Source organism: Affinibrenneria salicis (assembly GCF_008710095.1).
Genome location: NZ_VYKJ01000023.1, coordinates 1 through 12,748 on the forward strand (window position 1 = coordinate 1; position 12,748 = coordinate 12,748).

The following is a 12,748-nucleotide window of genomic DNA, read 5'->3' on the forward strand; positions in this document are numbered from 1 at the left end:
CCGGGTTCAATTAAACCGCACACGCAGTTTGAATCTGAAGTGTATATCCTGAGCAAAGATGAAGGCGGCCGTCATACTCCGTTCTTCAAAGGCTACCGTCCGCAGTTCTACTTCCGTACCACGGACGTGACCGGTACGATCGAACTGCCGGAAGGCGTGGAAATGGTGATGCCGGGCGACAACATCAAGATGGTCGTCAACCTGATTGCGCCGATCGCAATGGACGACGGTCTGCGTTTCGCCATCCGTGAAGGCGGCCGTACTGTAGGTGCTGGCGTTGTTGCTAAAGTTATCGCTTAATCACGATAAAGTTTGACGCGACATGTGATAAAAGGGCATCATTTGATGCCCTTTTTCTACTCAGTCAGAGTAGAACCTATCTCATCAGCGATTGTAGAATAGAATCACCGGTGAGATAGGCTCTGTAAGTACAGCGAAATATCGAATAACAAGGTTTAACCGGGCATTATTCGATTTTGGTTTGCCTCGCAATGCGAGGCAAAGTTGTTTGTCTGAATCATTATGACGGGTTGGTTTAAATGAGTGCGAATACCGAAGCTCAGGGAAGCGGGCGCGGCCTGGAAGTCACTAAATGGCTGATAGTCGCTATTCTGCTGGTGGCGGCGATTGTCGGCAATTATTATTATCGCGAATTCAGCTTACCACTGCGGGCGTTAGCTGTTGTTATCCTGATTGCTGCTGCCGGCGGCGTGGCATTACTGACCACCAAAGGTAAAGCTACCGTGGCGTTTGCTCGCGAAGCGCGCACCGAAGTTCGCAAAGTGATTTGGCCGACTCGTCAGGAAACGTTACACACCACGTTAATCGTTGCCGCGGTTACTGCCGTGATGTCACTGATTTTGTGGGGGCTGGATGGTATTCTGGTCCGTCTGGTATCGTTTATTACTGGCCTGAGGTTCTAAGATGTCTGAAGCTCCAAAAAAGCGCTGGTACGTCGTTCAGGCGTTTTCCGGTTTTGAAGGCCGCGTGGCTCAGTCGCTGCGTGAGCATATTAAGTTACAAAATATGGAAGAGCTGTTTGGCGAAGTGATGGTGCCAACGGAAGAAGTGGTTGAAATCCGTGGCGGTCAGCGTCGTAAGAGCGAACGTAAATTCTTCCCTGGCTACGTGCTGGTACAGATGGTGATGAATGACGCCAGCTGGCACCTGGTGCGCAGCGTTCCGCGCGTTATGGGATTCATTGGCGGTACATCAGATCGTCCGGCACCGATTAGCGATAAAGAAGTCGATGCGATCATGAATCGTCTGCAGCAGGTTGGGGATAAACCCCGGCCGAAAACGCTGTTTGAACCCGGTGAAATGGTGCGGGTTAACGACGGTCCGTTCGCGGACTTCAACGGTGTGGTGGAAGAAGTCGATTACGAGAAGAGCCGCCTGAAGGTTTCTGTCTCTATCTTCGGCCGCGCCACGCCGGTAGAGCTGGATTTCGGCCAGGTTGAGAAAGGCTGATTTATCGCCGTTGGCATTTTAACGGTTATCAAGGCTTGTTTATGGCGCGAAATTGCACTAAAATTTCGCGCCTTTGTTTTTTTATGTGCGTCCAGCGCGCATAAATGTTTTGAAACTACGGGGAGCTTCATTCACGAAGCGTTATAACCCATTCGAGGAAATTTAAATGGCCAAGAAAGTACAAGCCTACGTCAAGCTGCAGGTTGCGGCTGGTATGGCTAACCCGAGTCCGCCGGTTGGTCCTGCTCTGGGTCAGCAGGGCGTTAACATCATGGAATTCTGTAAAGCCTTCAATGCTAAAACTGAAAGCATTGAAAAAGGTCTGCCGATTCCGGTTGTTATTACCGTTTATTCTGACCGTTCCTTCACCTTCGTTACCAAAACGCCTCCGGCAGCCGTTCTGCTGAAGAAAGCGGCTGGTATTAAGTCTGGTTCCGGCAAGCCGAACAAAGACAAAGTGGGTAAAGTGACCCGTGCTCAGGTACGTGAAATCGCAGAAACCAAAGCTGCGGACATGACTGGTGCCGATGTGGAAGCGATGAGTCGTTCCATTGAAGGTACTGCTCGTTCCATGGGCCTGGTAGTGGAGGACTAAGAAATGGCTAAGCTGACCAAGCGCATGCGCGTGATCCGTGAAAAAGTTGATGTAACTAAACAGTATGACGTCAACGAAGCCGTTGCTCTGCTCAAAGAGCTGGCCACTGCTAAATTTGTTGAAAGCGTAGACGTTGCCGTTAATCTCGGCATCGACGCGCGTAAATCCGATCAGAACGTTCGCGGCGCCACCGTGCTGCCGCACGGTACTGGCCGTTCCGTACGCGTTGCCGTGTTTACTCAGGGCGCTAACGCAGAAGCGGCGAAAGCTGCCGGCGCTGAACTGGTAGGTATGGAAGATCTGGCCGATCAGATCAAAAAAGGCGAAATGAACTTTGACGTTGTTATTGCTTCCCCGGATGCAATGCGCGTTGTTGGCCAGCTGGGCCAGGTTCTGGGCCCGCGCGGTCTGATGCCGAACCCGAAAGTGGGTACGGTTACGCCGAACGTCGCTGAAGCCGTTAAGAACGCCAAAGCGGGTCAGGTTCGTTACCGTAACGACAAGAACGGTATCATCCATACCACTATCGGTAAGGTTGATTTCGACTCTGATAAGCTGAAAGAAAACCTGGAAGCCCTGCTGGTTGCGCTGAAAAAAGCGAAACCGTCTCAGGCGAAAGGCATTTACATCAAGAAAGTCAGCCTGTCCACCACCATGGGCGCCGGCGTGGCGATCGATCAGAGCGGCCTGAACGCAACCGCCGTTTAATAACGGCAGTTGTTTTACCGCTTTACTCGGGCGTAAGTTTTACCTATACTCTTACGCCCGTTGTTTCGTCGATGTGTGACGAAGCTAAAGAATTTTCGGTTGGAGTCTGGCCTAATCCAGACCTCCGTCCAAGACCGCAGGTGTTTCGTCAGAAACTTAATCCTTCCTGCGTAGACGGTGACAGAGCCTGAAGAATATTTTTATAGTCTTTGCTGGATTCTGCTCACCGTGTATCAACGCTTATCTGCCGTTTTGGCGATGAGTGAAGTGAGTTCCGGGGATTTCCCCGGCTAAAATCCAGGAGCAAAAGCTAATGGCATTAAATCTTCAAGACAAACAAGCGATTGTTGCTGAAGTCAGCGAAGTAGCCAAAGGCGCGCAGTCTGCGGTTGTTGCGGATTCCCGCGGCGTTACCGTAGATAAAATGACTGAACTGCGTAAAGCAGGTCGTGAAGCCGGCGTATATATGCGTGTTGTTCGTAACACGCTGCTGCGTCGTGCTGTTGAAGGTACCTCTTTCGAGTGCCTGAAAGACACGTTTGTTGGTCCGACCCTGATTGCATACTCTCTGGAACACCCGGGCGCAGCCGCTCGTCTGTTCAAAGAGTTCGCGAAAGCGAATGCAAAATTTGAGGTCAAAGCTGCAGCCTTTGAAGGTGAGCTAATCCCGGCGGCTCAAATTGACCGTCTGGCAACGCTGCCGACTTACGAAGAAGCACTGGCACGCCTGATGTCGACCATGAAAGAAGCCGCTGCCGGCAAACTGGTCCGTACACTGGCTGCTGTTCGCGATCAGAAAGAAGCGGCGTAATCGCCCTTTTCTCTGTAACGCACTGGCTAACGTATAAACTATTTCTGATTCTTAGGAACAATTGTCATGTCTATCACTAAAGATGAAATTCTGGAAGCAGTAGCCGCCATGTCCGTAATGGACGTTGTTGAGCTGGTTTCCGCTATGGAAGAAAAATTCGGCGTTTCCGCCGCTGCCGCTGTAGCTGTCGCTGCTGGCCCGGCTGCTGAAGCTGCTGAAGAAAAAACTGAGTTCGACGTTGTGCTGTCCTCTATCGGCGGTAACAAAGTTGCTGTCATCAAGGCTGTACGTAGCGCGACTGGCCTGGGTCTGAAAGAAGCAAAAGACCTGGTTGAATCCGCTCCGGCAGTACTGAAAGAAGGCATCAGCAAAGACGACGCTGAAGCTCTGAAGAAAGCCCTGGAAGAAGCTGGTGCTTCTGTTGAAGTTAAATAAGTTTAACTTCCAGGTTACAGCCTAAAGTATCAGGCTGATGGCTGGTGACTTTTTGGTCACCAGCCTTTTTGCGCTGTAAGGAGTCAGTGGTGTTTCGCACTGTTTATCCACTGATTTACCTCAATATTTATTTCTATCGACGACTTAATATACTGCATTCCCTGCCGGGTTCCCTGCTCAGGCAAATGCAATGAAATGATTTAAGAGTGATAGAAACGGGTATTGCGGAAAGAGATTTTCCGACCAACAGAAATAGTGCTGCATGAACTGTCCTTATCAGGACGGACAAAGTGGTTCGACTTTTCCAGCGAGCTGAGGAACCCTATGGTTTACTCCTATACCGAGAAAAAACGCATTCGTAAGGATTTTGGCAAACGTCCGCAGGTTCTGGACGTGCCTTATCTCCTTTCTATCCAGCTTGACTCGTTCCAGAAGTTTATCGAGCAAGATCCGGAAGGTCAGTACGGTCTGGAAGCTGCATTCCGTTCCGTATTCCCAATTCAGAGCTACAGCGGCAATTCAGAGCTGCAGTACGTTAGTTATCGCCTGGGTGAGCCGGTATTTGACGTTAAAGAATGTCAGATCCGGGGCGTAACGTACTCCGCGCCTCTGCGTGTGAAACTGCGTCTGGTCATTTATGAGCGCGAAGCACCGGAAGGCACGGTAAAAGACATTAAAGAACAAGAAGTCTACATGGGCGAAATTCCGCTCATGACAGACAACGGCACCTTTGTGATTAACGGAACTGAGCGCGTTATCGTTTCTCAGCTGCACCGTAGTCCGGGCGTTTTCTTTGACAGCGATAAGGGTAAAACCCACTCTTCAGGTAAGGTGCTGTATAACGCACGTATTATTCCTTACCGTGGTTCCTGGCTGGACTTTGAGTTCGATCCAAAAGATAACCTGTTTGTGCGTATCGACCGCCGTCGTAAATTGCCGGCGAGCATTATCCTGCGCGCGCTGGATTATACCACCGAACAAATTCTGGACCTGTTCTTCGCCAAAGTCGTTTACGAAATCAGCGGCAATAAGCTGCAGATGGATTTGATTCCGGAACGTCTGCGCGGTGAAACGGCCTCTTTCGATATCGAAGCGAATGGCAAAATCTACGTAGAAAAAGGGCGCCGTATTACGGCCCGCCATATTCGCCAGCTGGAAAAAGAGGGCGTTGAGCGTATCGAAGTGCCGGTTGAATATATCGCGGGTAAAGTCGTCGCGCGCGATTACATCGACCAGAACACCGGTGAACTGATTGTGGCAGCCAACATGGAGCTGTCGCTGGATCTGCTGGCCAAACTGAGCCAGGCGGGTCACAAGCGTATCGAAACGCTGTTTACCAACGATCTGGATCACGGTCCGTACATTTCCGAAACGCTGCGCGTCGACCCGACCAGCGATCGTCTGAGCGCGCTGGTAGAAATCTACCGCATGATGCGCCCGGGTGAGCCGCCGACACGTGAAGCCGCGGAAACGCTGTTCGATAACCTGTTCTTCTCCGAAGACCGTTACGATCTGTCCGCGGTCGGTCGAATGAAGTTCAACCGTTCTCTGCTGCGCGATGAAATCGAAGGCTCCGGTATCCTGAGCAAAGAAGACATCATCGACGTGATGAAGAAACTCATCGATATCCGTAACGGTATTGGTGATGTCGATGATATCGACCATCTGGGTAACCGCCGTATTCGCTCCGTGGGCGAAATGGCCGAAAACCAGTTCCGCGTCGGTCTGGTGCGTGTGGAGCGCGCGGTGAAAGAACGCCTGTCCCTTGGCGATCTGGATACCCTGATGCCGCAGGACATGATCAACGCCAAGCCGATCTCCGCCGCGGTGAAAGAGTTCTTTGGTTCCAGCCAGCTGTCGCAGTTTATGGACCAGAACAACCCGCTGTCCGAGATCACCCATAAGCGTCGTATCTCCGCGTTGGGCCCGGGCGGTTTGACCCGTGAACGCGCCGGCTTTGAAGTTCGAGACGTACACCCGACTCACTATGGTCGCGTATGTCCTATCGAAACGCCGGAAGGTCCGAACATCGGTCTGATCAACTCCCTGTCCGTTTATGCGCAGACCAACGAGTACGGTTTCCTGGAAACGCCGTATCGTCGCGTGCGCGACGGTGTCGTGACCGATGAGATCCATTACCTGTCGGCGATTGAAGAAGGTAACTTCGTCATCGCTCAGGCGAACACCAATCTGGATGAAGAAGGTCACTTTATCGATGACCTGGTCACCTGCCGTAACAAAGGCGAGTCCAGCTTGTTCAGCCGTGAACAGGTTGACTATATGGACGTATCCACTCAGCAGGTGGTTTCCGTCGGCGCCTCTCTGATTCCGTTCCTGGAACACGATGACGCCAACCGCGCCCTGATGGGTGCGAACATGCAACGTCAGGCGGTCCCGACCCTGCGCGCCGATAAGCCGCTGGTTGGTACCGGTATGGAGCGTGCGGTAGCGGTCGACTCCGGCGTAACCGCGGTGGCTAAACGCGGCGGTACGGTACAGTACGTCGATGCGTCCCGTATCGTTATCCGCGTCAATGAAGATGAAATGTATCCGGGCGAAGCCGGCATTGATATCTACAACCTGACCAAATATACCCGTTCCAACCAGAACACCTGCATCAGCCAGATGCCGTGCGTGTCGCTGGGCGAACCGGTAGAGCGCGGCGATGTGCTGGCCGACGGCCCGTCCACCGATCTGGGCGAGCTCGCGCTGGGTCAGAACATGCGCGTGGCGTTCATGCCGTGGAACGGCTATAACTTCGAAGACTCCATTTTGGTGTCTGAACGCGTGGTGCAGGAAGATCGTTTCACCACCATCCATATCCAGGAACTGGCCTGCGTGTCGCGCGACACCAAGCTGGGGCCGGAAGAGATCACGGCTGATATCCCGAACGTGGGTGAAGCGGCGCTCTCTAAACTGGATGAGTCCGGTATCGTCTATATCGGCGCGGAAGTAACCGGCGGCGACATTCTGGTCGGTAAGGTGACGCCGAAGGGCGAAACCCAGCTGACGCCGGAAGAAAAACTGCTGCGCGCTATCTTCGGTGAGAAGGCGTCCGACGTTAAAGACTCTTCTCTGCGCGTACCTAACGGCGTTTCCGGTACGGTTATCGACGTACAGGTCTTCACCCGCGACGGCGTGGAAAAAGACAAACGTGCGCTGGAAATCGAAGAGATGCAGCTGAAGCAGGCCAAGAAAGACCTGACCGAAGAGCTGCAGATCCTGGAAGCCGGTCTGTTCTCCCGTATTCATGCGGCGCTGGTTGCCGGCGGCGTGGAAGCGGAAAAGCTGGACAAGCTGCCGCGCGAGCGCTGGCTTGAACTGGGTCTGGCTGATGAAGAGAAACAGAATCAGCTGGAACAGCTGGCCGAGCAGTACGATGAGCTGAAGCACGAGTTTGAGAAAAAACTCGAAGCCAAGCGTCGTAAAATTACCCAGGGCGACGATCTGGCGCCGGGCGTGCTGAAAATCGTTAAGGTTTATCTGGCGGTTAAACGTCAGATCCAACCGGGCGATAAGATGGCGGGCCGTCACGGGAACAAGGGTGTTATCTCCAAGATCAACCCGATCGAAGACATGCCTTACGATGAAAACGGCACGCCGGTTGATATCGTATTGAACCCGCTGGGCGTACCGTCCCGTATGAACATCGGTCAGATTCTGGAAACCCACCTCGGCATGGCGGCGAAAGGCATCGGCGAGAAGATCAACCAGATGCTGAAGCGGCAGGAAGAAGTGGCCAAACTGCGTGAGTTCATCCAGCGCGCTTACGATCTGGGCGAAGATGTGCGCCAGAAGGTCGATCTGAGCACGTTCTCCGACGAAGAAGTTATGCGTCTGGCAGAGAACCTGAAGAAAGGGATGCCAATCGCCACGCCGGTGTTCGACGGTGCGAAAGAGAAAGAGATCAAGGAGCTGCTGAAACTGGGCGGCCTGCCGACCTCTGGTCAGATTACGCTGTTCGACGGCCGTACCGGTGAACAGTTTGAGCGTCAGGTAACCGTGGGTTACATGTACATGCTGAAACTGAACCATCTGGTCGACGACAAGATGCACGCACGTTCTACCGGTTCTTACAGTCTGGTTACTCAGCAGCCGCTGGGTGGTAAGGCGCAGTTCGGTGGCCAGCGCTTCGGTGAGATGGAAGTGTGGGCGCTGGAAGCTTATGGCGCAGCCTATACCCTGCAGGAAATGTTGACGGTGAAATCCGATGACGTGAACGGCCGTACCAAGATGTATAAGAACATCGTGGATGGCGATCATCGGATGGAACCAGGTATGCCGGAATCCTTCAACGTACTGTTGAAAGAAATCCGCTCGCTGGGTATCAACATCGAGCTGGAAGAGAAGTAATTCCAGTTTGATGTGCTGCTAGCATTCGCCACAGGGGCGTCTGAATTTCGGTTCAGACGCCTGACAGGTCTAACTCCGACAGGAGCCAATCCGTGAAAGACTTATTAAAGTTTCTGAAAGCGCAAACTAAAACCGAAGAGTTTGATGCGATCAAAATTGCGCTGGCCTCGCCAGACATGATCCGTTCCTGGTCTTTTGGTGAAGTGAAAAAGCCAGAAACCATTAACTACCGTACGTTCAAACCGGAACGTGACGGTCTGTTCTGCGCCCGTATCTTCGGGCCGGTAAAAGACTATGAATGCTTGTGCGGTAAGTACAAGCGTCTGAAACATCGCGGCGTGATCTGCGAGAAGTGCGGCGTTGAAGTCACTCAGACTAAAGTGCGTCGTGAGCGTATGGGCCATATCGAACTGGCTTCTCCGACCGCGCACATTTGGTTCCTGAAATCGCTGCCGTCCCGCATCGGTCTGCTGCTGGATATGCCGCTGCGCGATATCGAACGCGTGCTGTACTTCGAATCCTATGTGGTGGTCGAAGGCGGCATGACCAACCTTGAAAAGCGTCAGATCCTGACTGAAGAGCAGTATCTGGATGCGCTGGAAGAGTTTGGCGACGAATTTGACGCCAAAATGGGCGCCGAAGCGATTCAGGCTCTGCTGAAAAATATGGATCTGGAGCAGGAATGCGAACAGCTGCGCGAAGAGCTGAACGAAACCAACTCCGAAACCAAACGTAAGAAGCTGACCAAGCGTATCAAGCTGCTGGAAGCGTTCGTCCAGTCCGGCAACAAACCGGAGTGGATGATCCTGACCGTGCTGCCGGTGCTGCCGCCGGACCTGCGTCCGCTGGTGCCGCTGGACGGCGGTCGTTTCGCGACCTCCGACCTGAACGATTTGTATCGCCGCGTCATTAACCGTAACAACCGTCTGAAACGCCTGCTGGATCTGGCCGCGCCTGACATCATCGTACGTAACGAAAAGCGTATGCTGCAGGAAGCGGTCGATGCGCTGCTGGATAACGGTCGTCGCGGCCGTGCGATCACCGGCTCCAACAAGCGTCCGCTGAAATCGCTGGCAGACATGATCAAAGGTAAGCAGGGTCGTTTCCGTCAGAACCTGCTGGGTAAACGCGTCGACTACTCCGGCCGTTCCGTTATCACCGTGGGTCCTTATCTGCGTCTGCATCAGTGCGGTCTGCCGAAGAAAATGGCGCTGGAACTGTTCAAACCGTTCATCTACGGCAAGCTGGAACTGCGCGGCCTGGCCACCACCATCAAAGCCGCCAAGAAAATGGTTGAGCGTGAAGAGGCGGTGGTGTGGGATATCCTTGATGAGGTTATCCGCGAACACCCGGTCATGCTGAACCGTGCGCCGACCCTGCACCGTCTGGGCATCCAGGCGTTTGAACCGGTGCTGATCGAAGGTAAAGCCATTCAGCTGCACCCGCTGGTGTGCGCCGCGTACAACGCCGACTTCGATGGCGACCAGATGGCCGTCCACGTGCCGCTGACGCTTGAAGCCCAGCTGGAAGCGCGCGCGCTGATGATGTCGACCAACAACATTCTGTCCCCGGCGAACGGCGATCCAATCATCGTTCCTTCTCAGGACGTGGTGTTGGGCCTGTACTACATGACGCGCGACTGTGTTAACGCCATGGGCGAAGGCATGGTGCTGACCGGGCCGAAAGAAGCCGAACGCGTATACCGCGCCGGCCTGGCCTCTCTGCATGCGCGTGTGAAAGTGCGTATTTCGGAAGAGATCAAAAACCCGGAAGGCGAAACGACTTCGCAGACCACGATTATTGATACGACCGTCGGTCGCGCCATTCTGTGGATGATCGTGCCGAAAGGTCTGCCGTTCTCCATCGTTAACCAGCCGCTGGGCAAGAAAGCGATTTCCAAAATGCTGAACACCTGTTACCGCATTTTGGGGCTGAAACCGACGGTTATCTTCGCCGACCAGATCATGTACACCGGCTTCGCCTATGCGGCGCGCTCCGGGGCATCGGTTGGTATCGACGATATGGTTATCCCGGCGAAGAAAGCGGGCATTATCGAAGAAGCCGAAACCGAAGTGGCGGAAATTCAGGAACAGTTCCAGTCTGGTCTGGTTACCGCCGGCGAACGCTACAACAAGGTTATCGATATCTGGGCCGCGGCGAACGAACGCGTTGCCAAGGCGATGATGGAAAACCTGTCGGTTGAAACCGTGATTAACCGTGACGGCGAAGAAGAGCAGCAGGTTTCGTTCAACAGCATCTTTATGATGGCCGACTCCGGTGCGCGTGGTTCCGCGGCGCAGATTCGTCAGCTGGCCGGGATGCGTGGTCTGATGGCGAAGCCGGATGGCTCCATCATCGAAACGCCTATCACCGCGAACTTCCGTGAAGGTCTGAACGTACTCCAGTACTTCATCTCTACTCACGGTGCGCGTAAAGGTCTGGCGGATACCGCGCTGAAAACCGCGAACTCCGGTTACCTGACCCGTCGTCTGGTTGACGTGGCGCAGGATCTGGTGGTCACCGAAGACGATTGCGGTACTCATGAAGGCATCATGATGACGCCGGTAATCGAAGGCGGCGACGTGAAAGAGCCGCTGCGCGAGCGTGTTCTGGGTCGTGTTACCGCGGAAGACGTTCTGAAACCGGGTACGGCGGATATTCTGGTGCCGCGCAACACGCTGCTCAACGAACAGTGGTGTGACCTGCTGGAAGAAAACTCTGTCGATGCGGTGAAAGTTCGCTCGGTAGTAAGTTGCGAAACCGACTTCGGCGTCTGCGCCATGTGCTACGGCCGTGACCTGGCGCGCGGCCACCTGATCAACAAAGGTGAAGCCATCGGGGTTATCGCGGCGCAGTCCATCGGTGAGCCTGGTACTCAGCTGACCATGCGTACCTTCCACATCGGTGGTGCGGCATCGCGTGCGGCGGCGGAGTCCAGCATTCAGGTGAAAAACAAAGGTAGCCTGAAACTGAGCAACGCCAAGTTCGTCATGAACGGCAACAACAAGCTGGTTATCACCTCGCGTAATACCGAGCTGAAGCTGATCGACGAATTCGGCCGTACCAAAGAAAGCTATAAAGTGCCTTACGGCGCTACGCTGTCGAAAGGCGACGGTGAAACGGTCCAGGGCGGCGATACCGTTGCTAACTGGGATCCGCATACCATGCCGGTTGTCTCCGAAGTGGGTGGTTTCATCCGCTTTGCGGACATGATCGACGGCCAGACCATTACCCGTCAGACCGACGAACTGACCGGTCTGTCCTCGCTGGTGGTTCTGGACAGTGCGGAACGTACCGGTAGCGGTAAAGATCTGCGCCCGGCGCTGCGTATTATCGACGCTAAAGGCGAAGACGTATTGATCCCGGGCACCGATATGCCGGCTCAGTACTTCCTGCCGGGTAAAGCGATCGTGCAGTTGGAAGATGGCGTGCAGATCGGCGCCGGCGACACCCTGGCGCGTATTCCGCAGGAATCCGGCGGTACCAAGGATATCACCGGTGGTCTGCCGCGCGTGGCCGACCTGTTCGAAGCGCGTCGTCCGAAAGAGCCGGCTATCCTGGCTGAAATCAGCGGTATTATTTCCTTCGGTAAAGAAACCAAAGGTAAACGCCGTCTGGTGATCACGCCGCTGGATGGCAGCGAGCCGTACGAAGAGATGATTCCGAAATGGCGTCAGCTCAACGTGTTCGAAGGCGAAGTGGTGGAACGCGGCGACGTGGTTTCCGATGGTCCGGAATCTCCGCACGACATCCTGCGTCTGCGTGGCGTACATGCGGTAACGCGTTACATCACCAACGAAGTGCAGGAAGTTTACCGTCTGCAGGGCGTTAAGATTAACGATAAACACATCGAAGTTATCGTTCGTCAGATGCTGCGTAAAGGCACTATCGTCAGCGCCGGCAGCACCGAGTTCCTGGAAGGCGAGCAGGCGGAAGTGTCTCGCGTTAAGATCGCCAACCGTCAGCTGGAAGCGGACGGCAAGATCACGGCGACCTTCAGCCGCGATCTGCTGGGTATCACCAAAGCTTCTCTGGCGACCGAGTCGTTCATCTCCGCGGCCTCGTTCCAGGAAACCACGCGCGTGCTTACCGAAGCGGCCGTGGCTGGTAAACGCGATGAGCTGCGCGGCCTGAAAGAGAACGTGATCGTCGGTCGTTTGATTCCGGCGGGTACGGGTTATGCTTACCATCAGGATCGCGCTCGTCGTCGTCAGGCGGGCGAGGCTCCGGTAGCGGCGCCGATTAGCGCAGATGAAGCGACGGCGAACCTGGCTGAACTGCTGAACGCCGGTTTTGGTAACAGCGACGATGAATAATCGCGGTTAAACATCGTATAAAACCGCCTGTCTGGGGCGGTTCCGTTGTAAGAAAGCCCC

At 54.3% G+C, this 12,748-nt stretch carries 9 protein-coding genes; all 9 read left to right on the top strand.

The genetic code is table 11. The annotated features are described in order from the left end of the window. The coding region (locus tag FJU30_RS25315; RefSeq protein ID WP_449500876.1) for an EF-Tu C-terminal domain-related protein at positions 1–300 on the top strand (300 nt) is incomplete at its 5' end. Between the two features lie 239 nt (positions 301–539). Further along, on the top strand, positions 540–923 hold the full coding sequence (secE, locus tag FJU30_RS25325) for a preprotein translocase subunit SecE (RefSeq protein ID WP_150437733.1): 384 nt from the start codon (positions 540–542) through the stop codon (positions 921–923). A gap of 1 nt (position 924) precedes the next feature. Beyond that, a complete protein-coding gene (nusG, locus tag FJU30_RS25330; RefSeq protein WP_150437734.1) occupies positions 925–1,470 on the top strand; it encodes a transcription termination/antitermination protein NusG in 546 nt (181 codons plus the stop codon). Between the two features lie 166 nt (positions 1,471–1,636). Continuing rightward, positions 1,637–2,065, top strand: a complete 429-nt coding sequence (gene rplK, locus FJU30_RS25335) for a 50S ribosomal protein L11 (protein WP_150437735.1) — start codon at positions 1,637–1,639, stop codon at positions 2,063–2,065. A gap of 3 nt (positions 2,066–2,068) precedes the next feature. Beyond that, a complete protein-coding gene (rplA, locus tag FJU30_RS25340) occupies positions 2,069–2,773 on the top strand; it encodes a 50S ribosomal protein L1 (protein ID WP_150437736.1) in 705 nt (234 codons plus the stop codon). A gap of 313 nt (positions 2,774–3,086) precedes the next feature. Continuing rightward, positions 3,087–3,584 (top strand): 50S ribosomal protein L10, encoded by a 498-nt coding sequence (rplJ, locus tag FJU30_RS25345; protein ID WP_150437737.1) that lies wholly within the window; start codon positions 3,087–3,089, stop codon positions 3,582–3,584. 66 nt (positions 3,585–3,650) lie between these two features. Then, positions 3,651–4,019: a 50S ribosomal protein L7/L12 gene (gene rplL, locus FJU30_RS25350; RefSeq protein WP_150437738.1), complete on the top strand. Its 369-nt coding sequence runs from the start codon at positions 3,651–3,653 to the stop codon at positions 4,017–4,019. Positions 4,020–4,343: 324 nt separating this feature from the next. Continuing rightward, complete coding sequence (gene rpoB, locus FJU30_RS25355; protein ID WP_150437739.1) at positions 4,344–8,372, top strand: DNA-directed RNA polymerase subunit beta; 4,029 nt, start codon at positions 4,344–4,346, stop codon at positions 8,370–8,372. A gap of 92 nt (positions 8,373–8,464) precedes the next feature. After that, complete coding sequence (rpoC, locus tag FJU30_RS25360; RefSeq protein ID WP_150437740.1) at positions 8,465–12,688, top strand: DNA-directed RNA polymerase subunit beta'; 4,224 nt, start codon at positions 8,465–8,467, stop codon at positions 12,686–12,688. Positions 12,689–12,748 lie beyond the last annotated feature (60 nt).

Excerpts from the sequence above, each read along its gene's own strand:
- rplJ (WP_150437737.1), top strand. The coding sequence starts at position 3,087 with ATGGCATTAAATCTTCAAGACAAACAAGCGATTGTTGCTGAAGTCAGC.
- rplK (WP_150437735.1), top strand. The coding sequence starts at position 1,637 with ATGGCCAAGAAAGTACAAGCCTACGTCAAGCTGCAGGTTGCGGCTGGT.
- rpoB (WP_150437739.1), top strand. The coding sequence starts at position 4,344 with ATGGTTTACTCCTATACCGAGAAAAAACGCATTCGTAAGGATTTTGGC.
- nusG (WP_150437734.1), top strand. The coding sequence starts at position 925 with ATGTCTGAAGCTCCAAAAAAGCGCTGGTACGTCGTTCAGGCGTTTTCC.
- secE (WP_150437733.1), top strand. The coding sequence starts at position 540 with ATGAGTGCGAATACCGAAGCTCAGGGAAGCGGGCGCGGCCTGGAAGTC.
- rplA (WP_150437736.1), top strand. The coding sequence starts at position 2,069 with ATGGCTAAGCTGACCAAGCGCATGCGCGTGATCCGTGAAAAAGTTGAT.
- rplL (WP_150437738.1), top strand. The coding sequence starts at position 3,651 with ATGTCTATCACTAAAGATGAAATTCTGGAAGCAGTAGCCGCCATGTCC.